We start from the raw sequence: 16,661 nt of genomic DNA on the forward strand, positions 1-16,661 counted from the left end.
GGCGCCGGATGCGCCGGATGTCTTGCACGGCGCCCCGGTGGAAAGGGCGTTGGCCTGACGTCAGCGTCGCGCGTTATGAGGCGTCCATTGGCGGGCGCTTTGCAGGCGGCGGGCGCGTCGCTATCTTCACCGCCCTGGTTCGGGTTGGAGAGCGGGCATGACTGGGCGCGGCGCGGGTGATGATGGAGCATGGCCGGAAGAGCTGCGGCTGCTTTCCGCCAGGGATGGGCTGGCCGTTACGTTTGACGATGGGGTCAGCGGCGTGTTGTCGGCCGAGTTCCTGCGCGTCTGGAGCCCGTCCGCCGAGGTGCGGGGCCATGGCGCAGCCGACCGCAAGACCGTTGGCGGCAAACGCGACGTGCGGATAGCGGCGCTGGAGCCCATAGGCAATTATGCGGTCCGCATCGTTTTCGACGATGGCCACGACACCGGCCTGTATGGCTGGCGCCTGTTGCGTCGCATGGTTGTGGAGCAGGACGCCATGTGGGCGGAGTACCTGGCCGAACTCGCCCACAAGGGCATGGGCCGCTAACCCGCCCGTCCGGACCGCCGGTTTGCCGTCATCGCCTTGCCGCGACGCGCGCCGGTTGGGGTGGCGAATGTTGGGCGGGAATGGATTGCCGGGACAGCCGCCGCCTGCGGTCGTTCGCCCACGAAAAAAGGGCCGGAAATTCCGGCCCTTTCTGCTTCTCTTGCGGCTGCCGGAAGCCGGCTCAGCGCATCACCACCACGCGGGTGCCAACGGGCACGCGGGCGTAGAGGTCAATCACATCCTCGTTCATCATGCGGATGCAGCCGGAGGAAACCGCCTGGCCAATCGTCTCCGGCTCGTTGGAGCCGTGGATGCGATAGAGGGTGTTGCCCAGATAGAGGGCGCGCGCGCCCATCGGATTGTCCTCGCCGCCGGGCATGAAGCGGGGCAGGTCGGGGCGACGCTTCAGCATGGAGGCGGGCGGCGTCCAGGTCGGCCACTCGCGCTTCATGGTGACGCGCTCGGTGCCGGCCCACGAGAAGCCTTCGCGTCCAACGCCGATGCCATAACGGATGGCCTTGCCGTCCGGCAGCACGAAGTACAGCCGGCGCTCCGAGGTGGAAATCACGATGGTGCCCGGCGCGTACTTGCCGGGAAACTCCACGACCGCGCGCGGGATATTCGTCGCCTTCGCCCTGAAGTTGGGAGCATCATAGACAAGAGGCTGGCGGGTGAGCGGATCGATCTCGGGATAGGCAAATGCAGACGGCGCGAACGACGCCAGTCCAGCCAACAGACCGACCATACCGAAAGTCAAGCGACGCATCATTGCCTCGTCCGGGGTGAAATGTGGCGTTCATATCGGGAAATACGCCGAAGGGGCGCAATGTTCCCTTGTTTGCGACAAAATGCTCAAGGTGGGGTTAACAGGCAATCCGGCGCGGCCTCCAGGGGGGCGATTGCCAGACGCGCGTGACGCATGGGCAACAGTTGCCGGCGGCCACGATGGGGCGCCAGAAGCAGCCATTGGGGAAACTGTGCATGACGGCGCGGCGGCCGCTTGACGGCATCCGCGGCGGCGCCTATGAGTGGCGCATTCCCGGCGACGGTAACGCGTCGCAACCGGTTAGGGCGGTTAGCTCAGCGGGAGAGCACACGCTTCACACGCGTGGGGTCACTGGTTCAATCCCAGTACCGCCCACCATTTTCCATTCAGCTGCATCCGTATTTGAAGGCTGGTTCCCGGATGGGAGCTGTCTGATTTCGCGCGAAGCCGACGCCATTCACATGGGTAGCGTCCATTGCGCCAGGGCGTGATGATATGGCTGGATGAGCCTGACCGATGGCAGGGCAGGCTTATGCGATGGCGGAGCATTTTCGCGGATTTTGTTCCGGCCCGTTGTCCTGTTTTGCACGCGCCGGCGGGGCTCTTGCTGATTTCGTCATGTTTGCGAACCGTCGTGTTCCAGTATGGCGGGGTGGGGCGGTATTTCAGGAAATGGCCGGTCCATGCTCAGATTGGCGGCAGTTCGAGCCAGCTGCCCACGGCCGCAAGGGTCGTATTGACCGCGACTGCTGCCAGCACCATGCCCAGAATGCGCCGCAGCAGATTGGCGCCGCCGTTTCCGATAGCGCGGGAGATACGATCGCCAAGCAGTAACGCGAGCAGCAGCAACGCCAGCACGGCGACCAGCACGCCCAGAACCTGCATGCGGCTGGCGTTGGCCGTGTTGTTCACGCCGTCCATCATCAGAACCATGCAGAGGAGCGCCGCCGGACCAGCGATCACAGGGACCGCCAGGGGGTAGATGGCGGTGTCAAACGGCGAGCCTGATTTACCCGCCCCGCTTTCGTGGGCGATCTCGCCGGAACCCAGAACCATGGTCATGGCGAACACCAACATGATGACGCCCCCGGCTATCTGGAACGATCGCAAGGATACGCCCATGGTTTTCAGCAGGGCCTGGCCGCCCAGCCCAAAGGCCGCGAGCACGAGGAACGCCGTGGCGACGCCGGTAATCGCGGCGGTCTGCTTCTGCCTGGGGCTGAAATGACCTGTCAGCGCAAGGAAAAGCGCCACATGGCTCAGTGGATCAAGAACCGTGAACAGTGTCACGAATTGTGTCGCAAGCAACTGTTGGTTATTATGCATTGTTTATCCAGTGATATATATGAATATATATGAGAATATTATCAGATTTTCCTGTATGACGTACAGGCATTATCATAAATTCAATAGGATTGTGTTCCTGTCATGACTCGCGCGCGGGCGCGCCGCCTGACGTCGGGGCGGGGCGGCCAGCCTGCGGCGCTCTTCTTGATCCGGAAAGCGCTCCTGGTCAGGCGCGCGTCACGCCAATACTTGCCCGCCGGGGCGCAGATATTGGGGCGTGTGCGCGCGTTGCGTGAGCGCGCGGTTACCGGAGGCGGAGCCCGACGGGATTCTGGCTGCCGGACGCGTGGCAAAAAAGATACGCGCCCGTGAATCGGGCGCGCGCCGGGGTTGGGCAGCCAGACTTCGCCCTGGGGCGCTTTCCCGAAAGGCCAGCTTCCACGTTTCGTGGGGGCAACGGGACAGGGCCAGCAGACCGCGCATCCCATGAGCCAGCATTCCTGAAGCGCGCCAGGGCGCCGGAGCTGTGCGGGCGAGGTTACTTCACCAGCGGACAGCCGCCGTCCTTGAGGGGGCGGAACGCCTGGTCGCCGGGCACTTCAGCGATGATCTTGTAATAATCCCAGGGCTTCTTCGATTCTTCCGGCTTCTTCACTTCCAGCAGCAGCATGGAGTGCACCATGCGGCCGTCCTGGCGCAGCACGCCATTGTCGGTGAACATGTCCTTCACCGGGGTTTCGCGCATCTTCGCCATCACCTTGTCGGCGTCGGTGGAGCCTACGGCCTTCACCGCCTTGAGGTAATGGGTGACAGCGCTCCAGTTCGCCGCCTGGTTCATGGTCGGCATGCGGCCGGTGCGCTTGAAGAAGCGGTTGGCGAACTCGCGGGTCTTCTCGTCCTTGTCCCAGTACCACGCCTCGGTAATCACCAGGCCCTGGGCGGTCTTCAGGCCCAGGCTGTGGATGTCGGAGATGAACATCACCAGGCCGGCGAGCTTCTGGCCGCTCTGCCCAAGGCCAAACTCAGCCGCCTGTTTGATGGAATTGATGGTGTCGCCGCCGCCATTGGCCAGGCCGACGATCTTCGCCTTCGAACTCTGGGCCTGGAGCAGGAAGGAGGAGAAGTCCTGGTTGTTGAGCGGGTGCCTGGCGCTGCCCAGCACCTTGCCGCCGGCCGCCTTGACGAATTCGCTGGTGTCGCGCTCCAGCGAGTGGCCAAACACATAGTCGGCGGTGATGAAGAACCAGGTGTCGCCGCCCTCTTTCACAATAGCCTGGCCGACGGTCTTGCCGTTGGCGTAAGTGTCCCAGGTCCAGTGGGCGGTGTAGGGCGAGCAGTGCTTGCCGGTGATGTCGGAGCTGCCGGCGCCCGTCACCATCACAATCTTCTTGCGATCATTGGCGATCTGCATGGTCGCCAGCGCCGTGGCCGATGTCGGCAGATCGAGAATGACGTCGACGCCGTCATTGTCATACCACTGGCGGGCGATGGCGGAGGCCTGGTCCGGCTTGTTGAGGCTGTCGGCCGCGACGAACGCGATCTTCTTGCCAAGCACCTCGCCGCCGAAGTCCTCGATGGCCATCTTGATGGCCTCGATGCCGCCCTTGCCGCCAATGTCTGAATACACCGACGCCAGGTCGCCCATCATGCCGATCTTCACCGGCCTGTCAGCGCCCTGCGCCGCCGCCGGCGCGGCGAACGCCGCCCCAAGCGTCGTTGCCCCAATAGCCATTGCCCCAACAGCCGTCGCGCCGAACAGCGCGGCGGCAAACGCCTTGCGGATAGTCGTCATGTTTCCTCCGGACCGTTTGTTCTGGTTCCGGAGGGATCATGGCGGAAGCTATGGAGGGGCGCAATGATGGGTATGAGAGGCTGGAAGCAGTGAATATTAGACTTTGGGATTATTTGGGATAGCTGTTGAGTTGATCAAGGTGCTATTGACATTCAGGCTGCCCTTCTGATTATTGAAAAATCAAATATATATTGGGGGGATTATGTCTGGTATCCATAAGATAACGCCATCAAATCCGCGCTTATCTGCATTGCTTAGCGATGTGGCGCGTGGCAATATTAAGATACCGGTCTTTCAGCGGCAATATGTATGGAGCGATGAGCAAATAATGAGTTTGCTTGATTCCATATATCGTGGATATCCAGTGGGGTCGTTGCTGCTTTGGTCGACTAAAATTACATTGGCTCATGAACGTAATGTCGGTGGTTTTCTTCTTCCTTCTACGCCGGCAGATTTTCCTGTAAGCTATGTGCTGGATGGTCAGCAGCGTCTTACGACTCTTTATGGGGTATTTAATTCAGAAGATGCAACTGCCGATGTCGAATTAGCGAGTCGATTTCGTGTTTGTTTTAACCCGTATACAGAAGAATTCATTCATGCTTCTGTTGCAGACCCGGAAAAAACCATAAATCTACGTGTGATTTTGGATACAACCAAACTATTGCCTGAGCTGGGGCGATTTGACAGTAGCGCGCAAGTTGTAATTGCACGTTTGACCGAGCGGTTTAAGGATTACGAATTTCCAGTTGTTACGATTAAGGATCGTACAAATCAGGAAGTTTGTCGTGTATTTCAGAGAATTAATTCTTCCGGTACGAGTTTGAGTACCTTGGAGTTGTTGGCTGCATGGACATGGTCTGATCAATTTGATTTACGTAAAGAAATTGAAGGGGTCGTAGATTCTTTATCGGATAAAGGTTATGAGGAATTGGACCAGACATTGCTTATGAGATGTTTGGCTGCGGTTTTGTTGAACAAAATTGACGCCGATGAGTTGGTTGACGTGGCTCCTGGGTTGCTTGTAGATGGAATGAAAAAGTTAAAAATTGGAGTATATTCTGCTGTAGATTTTCTCGAAAAGGAGTTAAAAATAAAAAATATTGTTTTTGTTCCGTTTCCAATTATGATTGTTCCGCTCGTTAAATTTTTTTCTCTGACGACGAAACCGACGGCGTCGCAACTTGTTGCATTAAAACGTTGGTTTTGGCACGTATCTTTTACGCAAAAATACAAGGCGGGCACTAATTCAGCAGTGATGCAGGATATCGATGCTGTGAGGCAGCTGGCCGATGGAAAGGGTGCGTTCGGAGATCTGAACTCGATTGTTGATCCCGGTTTATTTAAGAAAACTTGGCGAATTAATTCTGCGGTTGCCAAAGCTGCTATTTGTCTGTTGGCGCAGTTCTCGCTTCGTACATTTATTTCCGGTGCAGAGGTAGACCTTGGCAACGCGATGTCAGCATATAATAGTAGGGAATTTCATCACATTTACCCGAAGGCTTATTTGTTAAGAAGAGGCATTCCATTTCATCAGTCTAATGTAATAGCGAATGTGTGCTTTTTGAGTTCAGCTGATAATAGATCTATAAGCGATAACGCCCCAGCTATTTATATGTCACAAATTGACAGCAGCCATAGAACGGAAATTGCCAAAGCCAGCATCCTTCCTATCGATGCTATGGATGGTAATATGGAGTATGAGGATTTTATAAGGGTTCGTTCGCAAATGCTTGCTGAAACAGCAATGGCTTTGATTTCAAATGGAAAAATAGTCCACGCTTGACGGTGTTGGGATGTCGAGCGTTCGTCGGCATCCCGTACTGTTGCAACTAAGCTGCCGAATCACCCCTTCAACAGCTTGCACTCCGACTCCGAAACCGGCCGGAAGGCGTCCTTGCCGGCGATCGTGCCGGTGATTTCCATGTAGTCCCAAGGTTTCTTCGAGGCTTCAGGGGCTTTCACTTTCATCAGCCAGATATCGCGGACCAGCTTGCCGTCGGCGCGCAGTTCGCCATTCTTGATAAATGGCGCCTTGATCGGGCCGCTGCGCAGTTGCGCCAGCACCTTGTCGGTGTCCACGGATTTGGCTGCTTCCGCCGCGCGCAGCCACGCCAGCGTGCCGCTGTAGTTCATGGCCTGGGCCTCGGACGGCGGCCGGCCCATTTTTTTGGCGTAACGCTCGGAGAAGGCGCGGCTCTCATCATCCGCGTCCCAGTAGAAGATCGACGACACCGTGGTGTTCTGCGCCGCCTTCAGGCCCACCGAATGCACGTCGGACAGCAGCAGCGCCATGGCGGCGGCTTTGGTCTTGTCGTCGAAAATGCCGAACTCCTGGCCCTGCTTCAGCGCGTTCTGCTGGTCAGCGATGGCGCTGGCGATGGCGATGACATTGGCGCCGGAGTTCTTCGCCTGCATCAGGAAGGAGGAGAAATCGAGATTGTTGATCGGGTGGCGCACCGAGCCCAGCACCTTGCCGCCCATGGCCTCCACGTTCTTGCGGGTGTCGTTCTCCAGCGCATGGCCAAAGGCGTAATCGGCCGAGATGAAGAACCACTTGTCGCCGCCGGCCTTCACCACCGGGCCGGTGATGCCCTTGGCGAACTGGTAGGTGTCATAGCCCCACTGGATGGCGTTGGTGTTGCAATGCTTGTTGGTGAGTTCGCTGCTGGCGGCGCCGGTGGCGACGGAGAGGCGGTTCTTGTCTTTGGCGATATTCTGCACGGCGATGGCCACGGCGGAGCTGCCGAGATCCATGATCATCTGCACATTGCGGGTGTCGTACCAGTCACGGGCGATGGCCGCGCCGATATCGGCCTTGTTCTGGTGATCGGCGCCGATCACCTCGATCTTCTCGCCCAGCAACTTGCCGCCAAAGTCCTCCACCGCCATGCGCGTGGCTTCGACGGAGCCCGGCCCCTGGGCGTCGGAGAGCGGGCCAGCCATGTCGGTGAGCACGCCGATGCGGATGGTTTCCGCCTGGGCCGCCGCGACGCAGGTGATCAGGGCAAGCGCGGCGACGCCGGCTTTCAGCAGGTGCTTCATGGGTGCCTCCCGGGCCGGCGCCCGCCAGATGCAGGCCGCCGTCTCTTTGCATTTGTTGTGGATGCGCCGCGACATGCCGGGGATGCTTCCGTGCGGAAGCCGTCGGCCAGGCCGTGGCGGTCACATTTGTTTGATGATGAGGGTGGCCTGGGGCGGCGCCCGCCGTCAATGTCCGCCCCGTTTTTGAACACGGCTCTTTTGTACGCCGGCCTGTGGAACAGCGCGAAGCGCGCAAGCCTGTGGAGGGGCGCGCCTCGCTGGTCGCGGGCGTCAGCGGCCCTTGAACACCGCCGGACGCTTTTCCATGAAGGCCGTCATGCCTTCCGCCGCGTCTTCCGATTTGAACAGCGGCAGCAATTGCAGGAACACGTGGTGCACGTGGTCGTTGAACTGCTCGGAAAGGCCCATGCGCATCATGCGCTTGGAGGCCTGCACGGCGAGCGGGGCGTTGCCAGCGATATCCAGCGCCAGTTCGCGGGCTTTCGCCATCAGCTGGTCATCCTCCACCACATAGGAGGCGAGGCCCCATTCAACCGATTCTTCGGCTGAAAGCGTGCGGCCGGTGAAGATCAGCTCCGCCGCTTTCGACCAGCCGATCATGCGCGGCAGAAACCAGGTGCCGCCCGATTCCGGCACCACGCCGCGCCGGGTGAAGGCCGCCGCCAGCTTGGCCGATTTCGCCATGATGCGGATGTCGCAGCCCAGCGCCGTGTCCATGCCATAACCGGCCGCTCCGCCATTAACCGCGCAGATGATCGGCTTGTCCATGGCGTGCATCACCGTGGGCGGCGTATTGCGCAGGTTCAGGTTGGTGGGGGAGGAGGCCGAGCTCATCAGCCTGGCGCCGGCTTCCCCCTTGGGGCGCAGGTCAAGGCCGGCGCAGAAGGCGCGGCCCTTGCCGGTGAGGATGACGCAACGCACCTCCGGGTCCTCGTTGGCGCGCACCAGCAGCTGGGTCAGCTCATCCAGCATCGGGCCAGAGATGGTGTTCATCCGCTCCGGCGCGTTGAGGGTGATGGTCGCGACGTGGCTGTCGACCTCGTACAGAACTTCCTGAACCGTCGGCGCGGTGGCGGCGTCCATGGCGTGTCTCCCGTTGGGCGTTGTTTTCAGGCTTGCTTTGTCCCAGAAACAGCACGCCGCCCGCCCCCTGTCGAGAGGGGTTAACGCGCGCAGGTGACAAACACGCTGGCGCGCCGCGCCCGCTCCGCGAGATCGGCCGCCTCCAGCTTCCGTTCGCCCGGCCCGCCGGTGGCGTATTGAACCTGACGGGAATCCAGAAAACTCGCCGCCAGCGCCGATTTCACCGCGAAATTCACATTCTGCGGCAGGTCGCCGCTCGCCGCCATCACCTTGATGGCGTTGAGCTTGGCGGTGACGACGCCGACCAGATTGCCATACGCGTCAACCAACGGCCCGCCCGAGTTGCCGGATTGCACGGGCGCGGAAATCTGCAGGTAGCGGCTGTCGTCCCTCAGGCCAGACAGGGCGGTGACATTGCCGAGCGTGAAATTGCCGCTCGTCGCCAGCATGTCGCTATGGGGGAACCCGAATGCGGCCACCGCCTCGCCCAGGCGCACCCCTGGCCGCAACGGCAGGACTGCCGCTGATTCCGCAGGGGCGCCGGCGCGCAACAGCGCGAGATCGTTGGTTTCATCCCGCGCCAGCAGTTCTGCCGGCTGTGTCGCCAGATCAGCGCCGCGGATGGCGATGCTGCGGCAGCCGGACACCACATGGGCGTTGGTGAGGAAGTGGCCCGCCGTGGAAACGCCAAATCCGGAGCCGGTCGAGACGCTGCGACTGCTGTCGTCATCACGCTCCTGCGCCGTCGCCGGCGGCGCGGCTTGTGACGATGCGCGCGGCTCGCTGGCTGGGGAGTTTCCGGCAGGTGGAGGCGTCGCCGCATGGCTCCAGGGTTCGCTGGGGGAAGATTCTTGAGCAGGGGTTTCTTGTGCGGGAGTCTCGTCGCCCCGTGAGGGGGTGCGGAAAGGGCGATCGAGCCGGGGGAAGGGCGCGCCGGTCATCGACGCCCACAGCGAGCCGGAAACCAGGGTGGCCAGTCGCTCGCCATAGACCGGCGGTTCCTCGCCAGACCAGGTCATGTCGAAGCCAATCAGCCCGGAGCCGTCGTCATGATAGCGCACATAGCGCTGGTGTGGCCCCTGCCGGCCCGACACCACCATGAAGTCGCGCTTCAGCGTCTGGTACTGGATGCGGTCGCCGCCACGAATCATGGAGGTCAGGGTGGCTTCGTGGGCGCGGGTGAGATTCTGGCCGGGGAAATATTCAAAACGGATGCGCAGGCGGCTGCGCCAGGAGCGGGCTTCCAGCCCATCCGCCGTGCGGCTGAAATGGAGGTCAACGCCTGCCGGCAGCCAGATCCAGGCGCGGCGGGTGGGGTGGTCGACCCTGCGCATGTCCCAGCTGTGCAGCACCGACGAGGCGGAGCCGAGAATCTGCGTCACCTGGCTGCGCGTCAGCACGCCGGTTGGCGCTTCGCCCCGTTCCGCCTGAAGGCGTCGGGTCGCCTCGAACAGCCGCGTCGAATAGCCAATGTTGGGTACGGCTGGCCAGTGGCCGGCGCTGGTGAGAAAAATCTGGAACCACAGGCGCGTTTCCGGCTCCAGGGACAGAAACTGCCGCTGCGCTGTCCGGAAGTACGGGTCTTGCGGCCGCGCTTGCGTCTGGCCGCCGGCCAGCGCGATCCCCAGCAGCAGGGCGGCCGCTCCCGTGCGGGTCCAGACGGCCCTTCCAGGTCGTTTCATTGTCATTAGCCCCATCCGGCGCCGCCTGGCGTCCGGCCCCACCCGGATTGATCAGAAAGCGCCGTTTCCGCCGCAGGCGGTTCAGGCGCGTTTCGCTTCTGGATCGGGTTTTTTCCGCGCCGTTGCAAGCGGGTTCACCGCGCGCAGCGCCCCGGTCAGGCCCCTGCGGCTGCGATGCGGGCCGGCAACAGGCGGATGGCGGCGTCGTACAGGTCATCGAAGTGATCGAGCGTGGCGTCCGGGTTCAGTGCGACCACCGGAATGTCGGTGTATCCGAAGGTCATGCCGATCACCGGCACGCCCCCGGCCCTGGCGGCGTTGATGTCGGCGGCGCTGTCGCCCACCATCACCGCCCGCCCGGGTTCGCCGCCGGCCAGGCGCACCGTTTCCAGGATGTGTCCGGGATGCGGCTTGCGGAAGGCGAAGGTGTCGCCGCCGGCGATGGCGGCGAAGCGCGGCGTTAGCTCCAGCGCATCGAGCAGCAGGCGCGCCAGACCTTCCAGCTTGTTGGTGCAGACAGCCAGCCGCCAGCCGGCGTCGGAAAAACGCTGTAGCGCTTGCAGCGCGCCGGGGAATGGGCGCGAATGATCGGCGATATGCGCCGCGTAATAATCAATGAACGCGGCGAACAGCGCGTCCATCCGCTCTGGCCCGGCGACGACGCCGGCGGCCGCCATGCCGCGCTCAAGCAGCGCGCGGGCGCCGGCGCCGGTCATTGCCCGCACCTGGTCCAGGGTCACCGGCGGCAGGCGCTCGCCCGCCAGCACGGCGTTGAGCGTCGCCAGCAGGTCGGGGGCGGTGTCCACCAGCGTCCCATCCAGGTCCAGCACCAGGGTTGGCGGCGTGATCATGCGGGCTCCTGTGGAATTTGGCTGTGCGCCGGCCGCCGTGGGCGACGGCCTGCAAGGAGGGAACTGGCGGGCTTTTGGCGGGCGGGGCCGGGGCGGTCCAAATCGCGCCGGCCGAAATCGCGCTGGCCATGATATGGCCGTTTGCGACTCTGATACAGTAGCGCCGTCACGGTCCGCCAGCGGTCGATTCGTCGCTTCTTGTCACGGGGATTGGATTCATGTCGCAGAAGAAACGCGCCGCGTCGGCCAGTTTGCGGCGCGCGGTGTTCGCGGGGGCGCTGGCCGCATGCGCGCTGGGCGCCACGGCGGCGCGCGCCGGCAATTATGATTTCGCTCCAGCGCCGCAGGTCGATCTCAACCGCATTTATCGCGTCGAACGCGTTACCGGCGAGATGGGCGCCTGCCAGTATGGCCTGAAAGAGGGTTCTGTCGGCGTCACCCTGTGCTATGGACCGGGCGAAGGCGGCGGCGCGCAGACGCCGGGCGATTACCGGCTGGTGACCTCGCGTCACGAGCGGGAAGGCGGGGTGTTCCGCATCAACGATCGCACCGGCGAGATGAGCATCTGCTACGTCTTCAACGAAAAGGTGGTCTGCACGCCGCAGGCCAGGTAAGGCGCTTTGCGGCGACTGGACCCGGCCGATGTCGGCTCCACGTCGCGCGGCGGCGGCGCGAACGGCGTGCAAAGCCAGTGTTTCAGGGGCTGGAGCAGGCGTGGGTCTGGTGGACCGGGTTTTGCGCCAGGCGACCCGCCCCAGGCGGCAGGGCCGGGACAGGACGGCCGGGACAGGACAGGATGAGTTCAGAAGATCTGAAGCGCCAGGCGGCGGCGCGCGCCCTTGAAGCCGTGAGCGACGGCATGCGGCTGGGGCTGGGCACCGGCTCCACGGCCAGGCATTTCGTCGAACTGCTGGGCGACCGCGTGCGCGGCGGCCTCAAGGTGATCTGCGTCGCCACATCGGAGGCAACCCAGGCCCAGGCCGAGGGCGAGGGCATTCCCATGTCCACCCTGGACGAAACGCCTGAGCTTGACCTGGTGGTCGACGGCGCCGACGAACTGGACGAACAGCTGCGCCTGGTGAAGGGCGGCGGCGGCGCCCTGCTGCGGGAGAAGATCGTCGCCTCCGCCAGCAAGCGCATGATCGTCATTGCCGACGACAGCAAGAAGGTGGCCGTGCTTGGCAGGTTCCCGCTGCCGGTCGAGGTCAATCCCTTCGGTCTGGAGGTGACGCGCCGGCAGATCGCCGCCGCCGCCGCCCGCTGCGGCTGCACGGGGGAGCTGACGCTCCGCCAGCGTGACGGCAAGCCCTTCGTCACCGATGGCGGCCATTATATCATTGATTGCCACTTCGCCGTCCTGCCGCAGCCGGAGGCGCTGGCCGCGGCGCTCGTCGCCATTCCCGGCGTGGTGGAGCATGGCCTGTTCATTGGCCTGGCCACCGGCGTGGTGCTGGCGGCGCCCGGCGGGCTGGTTGAGCTCGGGCAGGTCTGAGCATGGCGGCGGCGGAGCCCGGCGGCTGGACCTGGCGGGCCATGACCGCCGGCGATCTGGCGGCGGTCATGGCGATCGCGGCGGAGGTTCACCCGGATTATCCCGAGGACGCCGCGGTGTTCGCCGAGCGCCTTGGCCTCTATCCACAGGGGTGCATGGTTCTCGAGACGCGGCAAGCCGCCGGCGCGCGCCCTGGCGGCTACCTCATTTCCCACCCATGGACCGTCGCCGCGCCGCCGGCGCTCAACAGCCTGCTTGGGGCGCTGCCGCCGTTCCCGGTCCTGTACTATCTGCATGATCTGGCGCTGGCGCCGGCGGCGCGCGGAACGGGCGCGGCGCGGGCGGCTGTCGCAAGGGCCGTCGCCATGGCGGAGCAGGGTGGCCTTGACCGGCTCGGTCTGGTGGCGGTGAACGGCGCGGAGGCGTTCTGGCGCCGGTGCGGCTTCACGCCGTCGGCGGATGAGGCGTTGCAGGCGGCGGCCCGCAAATATGACGCCGCCGCCACGTATATGACCCGCGATGTCGGCGCGCCGGGGCTGGATCCGGCGGATCGCTGAGACGGGCATGTTCCCTGGCGGGCGTCTTTCGGAACGGGACGCCAGGCGGAAAGGGGCGGTATTTCATTCCGTGTGATGGCATGTTGCCCGGGATGGTCGTATGAGATGGCGCCCCGGAAGCGTCGTTCCGGAGGCCGGAAACTGGTGAGCTGGAGAGACTGATGAACCGATTTGCCCGCCTTGCCGTCGTTGGCCTGATCGCGGTTGCGGCGCCTCTGGCCGCCGGCGCCGCCCTTGCGCAGGGCAAGGAGCCGACAGAAGCCCAGATGACCGTGGCCCGTGAGGTGGTGAAGGCTTCGGGCCTCGACCGCTCGTTCGAGGCGGTGATTCCCGGCCTGTTCGCCCAGGTGCGCGAGCAACTGGTGACGCGCCCTGAAATCAAGGCGGACGTCGAGGAAATCATCACCAAGATCACGCCGGAAATTAACGCCAAGACCAATGACATGGTCAACGTGGCGGCAAAAATCTTCGCCGAGCAGATTCCAGAAGCTGATCTTACGCAGATCGCCGCCTTCTTCACTTCGCCGGCCGGCGTGAAATATGTGCAGAGCCAGCCAGCCGTCATGCAGGAGATGATGACGCGCATGCAGGACTGGACCCAGTCCCTGTCGGGCGTCGTCGTCGAGCGCATCCGCAACGAACTGCGCCAGCGCGGCAAGACGTTCTGAGGCCGGGCGGCGGCAGGCCGTCCACGAAACGGCGAAAGACAGGGCGGGGACGCCAGACATGACGACAGCCGACGCCCCGAACCACACGCCAGCCTCTGCGTCCGGCCACTATCTGGAGCAGGCCGCCTGGGTGGTGCTGGCGGCCATGCCGCTGGCGCTGGCCTTCGCCGTGCGCTCATCGGCGGCGCTGATCGGCGTAGCCGCGCTGCTGGCTCTTGCCGGCGCCGTGGTTGCGGGCCGGGGACGGGCGCTCGCGGCCGACGCCTGGGCGCGCGCCCGGTCGCTGCCGGGCGCTTTTCTGCCCCTTTTCGCGGCCCTCGCCGCCGCTTCCCTGCTCTGGCATCCATTTCCCCGTCTGGGGCTGTTCGCCATGGGGGAGGCGTTCGCGCCCCTCGTCGCCGCGGCCATTCTTGGCCTCAGTCTTGGCCGGTTGCGGCGCCGCGCCGTGTTCATCCTGTTCGCCAGCCTGTTTGCCCTGGCCTGCGTCGAGGTGCTGGTCGAGCTGTTTACCGGCATGGCCTGGCGTTACGCCGTTGGCATGCGCCCGGCGTTGTTTGTCCTCAACAAGCCGGTGATCTGCTTCGTCGTGCTGTACTGGCCGCTGTGGAGCCTGTCGGAAGGCGCGCCGCGTCGCGGGCTGATGATGGGCGCGCTCGCCGTGCTGATGGCCGCCGCGGTGTTCAAATCCGTTTCCGGCGCCGCCATGCTGGCGCTGATATGCGGCGCCCTGACGTTTGGCCTGGCCCGTCTTGCGCCGCGTTTCGCCTGGGGGCTGGTGATGGCTGGCCTGTTCGCCGCGCTGGCGCTGGCGCCGGTGAAGGGCGATCTGGCCCAGCGCGCCGTGCCTGGCTGGGCGCTGGACCGTTTGCAATCCCTGCATGCCCGCGACCGCGTTGAAATCTGGCAGAGCTTTGGCGAGGTGACGCTGCTGCGGCCGTTCACCGGCGCCGGCTTCGGCGTCAGCCCGAAAATGGGCGACGCTCCGGTGGCGCTGCTGGTCCCCGGCGAGCATCGCACCCTGCTGGCCGTTGGCCATCCCCACGACATGTTCCTGCAGATCTGGGCGGAACTGGGCGTGCTTGGCGCGCTGCTGGCGGCTGTGGCTCTCGCCTGGCTGGGCAAGGCGCTGCTGGTTCTGCGCCGGCGCGAGGAGTTGCCGCCGGCGCTGGCGGCGATAGCCGCCGTCCTTGTCATCGCCGAGGTGGGCCATGGCGCCTGGCAGGGCTGGTGGCTGGCCATTCTCGGCGCGGCGGCCATCTGGTTTTGCAAATCCTTCGAAGCCGTGCGTTACGACACGGCGTCCGGCTCTCGCGCGGGTAAGAGTGGCCCCGGGCGGAACATTGACCAGTAGAACATTCTTGCGAAGCGGCCGCCGGCTTTGGGGCGCGCCGCCACAGGAGCTTGCCAGATGAGCGCGTATGACGTGGACCTGTTTGTCATTGGCGGTGGTTCCGGCGGCGTGCGCGCGGCGCGCGTCGCGGCGACCCACGGCGCCCGCGTCATGGTCGCCGAAGAGTTTCGCATGGGCGGCACCTGCGTCATTCGCGGCTGCGTGCCGAAGAAACTGCTGGTTTACGCCAGCCGTTTCGCGCACGAATTCGCCGACAGCGCCGGTTTCGGCTGGACGCTGCCCCAGGCCCCGGTGTTCGACTGGGCCAGCCTGATCGCCCGCAAGGACGCGGAAATCACCCGCCTTGAGGGGCTGTACCGCAACAATCTGGCCAATTCCGGCGTTGAGATTGTTGACGCCCGCGCCGTCGTCGCCGGCCCCAACGCTGTGCGCCTGCTGCCGGATGGGCGCATTGTCACGGCGGAGCGCATCCTCGTCGCCACCGGCGCCTGGCCGACGCAGCTTCCCGGCGCGCCTGGCGTCGAGCACGCCATCACCTCCAACGAGGCCCTGCACCTGCCGCGCCAGCCGCGCCGCATCATGGTCGTCGGCGCCGGTTATATCGCCGTGGAGTTCGCCGGCATTTTCGCTGGCCTCGGCAGCGCGGTGACGCTGGTGCATCGCGGCGACCGGCTGCTGCGCGGCTTCGATCACGACCTGCAGGATGGTCTCGTCGCCGCCCTCGGCCAGCAGATGGATCTGCGCCTCGGCCGTCAGCTGGCGCGCATCGATCGCACGGCCGATGGCCTGGACGTGGCGTTGACCGATGGTGAAACGGTTCAGGTCGACGCCGTGCTGCTGGCGATCGGCCGCCTGCCCAATACCCGCGGCCTCGGCCTGGAGGAGGCCGGCGTCAAGCTGGACGCGCTGGGCGCGGTGCAGGTGGACGACTACTCCTGCACCAGCGTTCCCTCCATTTACGCCGTGGGCGACGTGACCAACCGGGTCAATCTGACCCCGGTCGCCATCCGCGAGGGGCACGCCTTCGCCGACACCGTGTATGGCGGCCGCCCCACCACGGTTGACCACAGCCTCATTCCAACGGCGGTGTTCTCGACGCCGGAGATTGGAACCGTCGGCCTGACGGAAGAGCAGGCGCGCGCCCGCCATGGCGACCCGTTGATCTTCCGCACCGCGTTCCGCCCCATGAAGGCGACCCTCTCCGGCAGCGCCGAGCGGATGATGATGAAGATCATCGTCGATCGCGCCACGGACCGGGTGCTCGGCGTGCATATCCTTGGCGAAGGGGCGGGCGAGATGATCCAGGTGCTCGGCGTCGCCGTCGCCATGGGGGCCACCAAGGCGGATTTCGACCGGACCATCGCCGTGCATCCCACCGCGGCCGAGGAACTGGTCACCCTGCGCGCGCCGGTCAATCCGTAAGCCGGAACCGGAGAGCCAAACCTCCGTGATCCGGGGCGCCTCCGGGTGTTGGACGCCTTGAGGCCGCCCCGCCCGAAAGGCGCCGCGCAAAAGACTTCATTATTGTTAACTTAAGCGGTATAAGCCCCGCTTCTGG

The 16,661-nt window shown here is 64.1% G+C and carries 15 protein-coding genes and 1 tRNA gene; 9 read left to right on the forward strand and 7 right to left on the reverse strand.

All coding sequences use genetic code 11. From position 1 onward, the window contains the following. Nucleotides 1–157 precede the first annotated feature (157 nt). Nucleotides 158–532: a gamma-butyrobetaine hydroxylase family protein gene (locus EV666_RS11725; RefSeq protein ID WP_132007953.1), complete on the forward strand. Its 375-nt coding sequence runs from the start codon at nucleotides 158–160 to the stop codon at nucleotides 530–532. A gap of 181 nt (nucleotides 533–713) precedes the next feature. On the opposite strand, the gene EV666_RS11730 is transcribed toward EV666_RS11725, so the two are convergent. Further along, nucleotides 714–1,298 (reverse strand): L,D-transpeptidase, encoded by a 585-nt coding sequence (locus tag EV666_RS11730; protein WP_132008293.1) that lies wholly within the window; start codon nucleotides 1,296–1,298, stop codon nucleotides 714–716. A gap of 303 nt (nucleotides 1,299–1,601) precedes the next feature. Here EV666_RS11730 and EV666_RS11735 point away from each other — a divergent pair. Continuing rightward, nucleotides 1,602–1,676: transfer RNA gene (locus EV666_RS11735), tRNA-Val, on the forward strand. A 309-nt stretch (nucleotides 1,677–1,985) separates the two neighbouring features. Here EV666_RS11735 and EV666_RS11740 read toward each other — a convergent pair. Both EV666_RS11740 and EV666_RS11745 read right to left on the reverse strand, forming a co-directional pair. Beyond that, complete coding sequence (locus EV666_RS11740; RefSeq protein WP_132007956.1) at nucleotides 1,986–2,624, reverse strand: MarC family protein; 639 nt, start codon at nucleotides 2,622–2,624, stop codon at nucleotides 1,986–1,988. A 499-nt stretch (nucleotides 2,625–3,123) separates the two neighbouring features. Beyond that, complete coding sequence (locus EV666_RS11745) at nucleotides 3,124–4,317, reverse strand: ABC transporter substrate-binding protein (RefSeq protein ID WP_245514388.1); 1,194 nt, start codon at nucleotides 4,315–4,317, stop codon at nucleotides 3,124–3,126. Between the two features lie 262 nt (nucleotides 4,318–4,579). Here EV666_RS11745 and EV666_RS11750 point away from each other — a divergent pair, with 262 nt between their 5' ends. Continuing rightward, complete coding sequence (locus tag EV666_RS11750; RefSeq protein WP_132007962.1) at nucleotides 4,580–6,160, forward strand: DUF262 domain-containing protein; 1,581 nt, start codon at nucleotides 4,580–4,582, stop codon at nucleotides 6,158–6,160. Between the two features lie 59 nt (nucleotides 6,161–6,219). On the opposite strand, the gene EV666_RS11755 is transcribed toward EV666_RS11750, so the two are convergent. The 4 genes from EV666_RS11755 to gph all read right to left on the reverse strand — a co-directional run bounded on the left by EV666_RS11755 (nucleotide 6,220) and on the right by gph (nucleotide 11,035). Then, nucleotides 6,220–7,419, reverse strand: coding sequence for an ABC transporter substrate-binding protein (locus tag EV666_RS11755; RefSeq protein WP_132007965.1), 1,200 nt, complete (start codon nucleotides 7,417–7,419; stop codon nucleotides 6,220–6,222). A gap of 270 nt (nucleotides 7,420–7,689) precedes the next feature. Continuing rightward, nucleotides 7,690–8,502 carry an enoyl-CoA hydratase/isomerase family protein gene (locus tag EV666_RS11760; protein WP_132007968.1) on the reverse strand — a complete coding sequence of 271 codons (813 nt, stop codon included), beginning with the start codon at nucleotides 8,500–8,502 and terminating at the stop codon, nucleotides 7,690–7,692. 80 nt (nucleotides 8,503–8,582) lie between these two features. Further along, nucleotides 8,583–10,184 carry a S1C family serine protease gene (locus tag EV666_RS11765; RefSeq protein ID WP_165909997.1) on the reverse strand — a complete coding sequence of 534 codons (1,602 nt, stop codon included), beginning with the start codon at nucleotides 10,182–10,184 and terminating at the stop codon, nucleotides 8,583–8,585. A gap of 155 nt (nucleotides 10,185–10,339) precedes the next feature. Beyond that, entirely contained in the window at nucleotides 10,340–11,035 is a 696-nt protein-coding gene (gene gph, locus EV666_RS11770; RefSeq protein ID WP_132007974.1) for a phosphoglycolate phosphatase, read from the reverse strand. Between the two features lie 218 nt (nucleotides 11,036–11,253). On the opposite strand from gph, the gene EV666_RS11775 reads away from it, so the two are divergent. The 6 genes from EV666_RS11775 to gor all read left to right on the forward strand — a co-directional run bounded on the left by EV666_RS11775 (nucleotide 11,254) and on the right by gor (nucleotide 16,525). Continuing rightward, a complete protein-coding gene (locus tag EV666_RS11775) occupies nucleotides 11,254–11,649 on the forward strand; it encodes a hypothetical protein (protein WP_132007977.1) in 396 nt (131 codons plus the stop codon). A gap of 182 nt (nucleotides 11,650–11,831) precedes the next feature. After that, entirely contained in the window at nucleotides 11,832–12,527 is a 696-nt protein-coding gene (rpiA, locus tag EV666_RS11780; protein ID WP_132007980.1) for a ribose-5-phosphate isomerase RpiA, read from the forward strand. Nucleotides 12,528–12,529: 2 nt separating this feature from the next. After that, the gene (locus tag EV666_RS11785) at nucleotides 12,530–13,084 is read left to right on the forward strand and encodes a GNAT family N-acetyltransferase (protein ID WP_207906402.1); all 555 of its coding nucleotides are present in this window, start codon (nucleotides 12,530–12,532) and stop codon (nucleotides 13,082–13,084) included. A 161-nt stretch (nucleotides 13,085–13,245) separates the two neighbouring features. After that, a complete protein-coding gene (locus EV666_RS11790; RefSeq protein ID WP_132007983.1) occupies nucleotides 13,246–13,752 on the forward strand; it encodes a DUF2059 domain-containing protein in 507 nt (168 codons plus the stop codon). 58 nt (nucleotides 13,753–13,810) lie between these two features. Beyond that, on the forward strand, nucleotides 13,811–15,103 hold the full coding sequence (locus EV666_RS11795; RefSeq protein ID WP_132007986.1) for an O-antigen ligase family protein: 1,293 nt from the start codon (nucleotides 13,811–13,813) through the stop codon (nucleotides 15,101–15,103). A 57-nt stretch (nucleotides 15,104–15,160) separates the two neighbouring features. Next, nucleotides 15,161–16,525 carry a glutathione-disulfide reductase gene (gene gor / locus EV666_RS11800; protein ID WP_132007988.1) on the forward strand — a complete coding sequence of 455 codons (1,365 nt, stop codon included), beginning with the start codon at nucleotides 15,161–15,163 and terminating at the stop codon, nucleotides 16,523–16,525. The last annotated feature ends 136 nt before the right edge of the window (nucleotides 16,526–16,661 follow it).

Origin of the sequence: Camelimonas lactis, assembly GCF_004342915.1 — a bacterium.
In the GTDB taxonomy this organism is placed as follows: Bacteria; Pseudomonadota; Alphaproteobacteria; order Rhizobiales; family Beijerinckiaceae; genus Camelimonas; species Camelimonas lactis.

Coding starts and splice junctions, on each gene's coding strand:
- EV666_RS11725 (WP_132007953.1), top strand. CDS start 158: ATGACTGGGCGCGGCGCGGGTGATGATGGAGCATGGCCGGAAGAGCTG.
- EV666_RS11730 (WP_132008293.1), bottom strand. CDS start 1,298: ATGCGTCGCTTGACTTTCGGTATGGTCGGTCTGTTGGCTGGACTGGCG.
- EV666_RS11740 (WP_132007956.1), bottom strand. CDS start 2,624: ATGCATAATAACCAACAGTTGCTTGCGACACAATTCGTGACACTGTTC.
- EV666_RS11745 (WP_245514388.1), bottom strand. CDS start 4,317: ATGGCTATTGGGGCAACGACGCTTGGGGCGGCGTTCGCCGCGCCGGCG.
- EV666_RS11750 (WP_132007962.1), top strand. CDS start 4,580: ATGTCTGGTATCCATAAGATAACGCCATCAAATCCGCGCTTATCTGCA.
- EV666_RS11755 (WP_132007965.1), bottom strand. CDS start 7,419: ATGAAGCACCTGCTGAAAGCCGGCGTCGCCGCGCTTGCCCTGATCACC.
- EV666_RS11760 (WP_132007968.1), bottom strand. CDS start 8,502: ATGGACGCCGCCACCGCGCCGACGGTTCAGGAAGTTCTGTACGAGGTC.
- EV666_RS11765 (WP_165909997.1), bottom strand. CDS start 10,184: ATGAAACGACCTGGAAGGGCCGTCTGGACCCGCACGGGAGCGGCCGCC.
- gph (WP_132007974.1), bottom strand. CDS start 11,035: ATGATCACGCCGCCAACCCTGGTGCTGGACCTGGATGGGACGCTGGTG.
- EV666_RS11775 (WP_132007977.1), top strand. CDS start 11,254: ATGTCGCAGAAGAAACGCGCCGCGTCGGCCAGTTTGCGGCGCGCGGTG.
- rpiA (WP_132007980.1), top strand. CDS start 11,832: ATGAGTTCAGAAGATCTGAAGCGCCAGGCGGCGGCGCGCGCCCTTGAA.
- EV666_RS11785 (WP_207906402.1), top strand. CDS start 12,530: ATGGCGGCGGCGGAGCCCGGCGGCTGGACCTGGCGGGCCATGACCGCC.
- EV666_RS11790 (WP_132007983.1), top strand. CDS start 13,246: ATGAACCGATTTGCCCGCCTTGCCGTCGTTGGCCTGATCGCGGTTGCG.
- EV666_RS11795 (WP_132007986.1), top strand. CDS start 13,811: ATGACGACAGCCGACGCCCCGAACCACACGCCAGCCTCTGCGTCCGGC.
- gor (WP_132007988.1), top strand. CDS start 15,161: ATGAGCGCGTATGACGTGGACCTGTTTGTCATTGGCGGTGGTTCCGGC.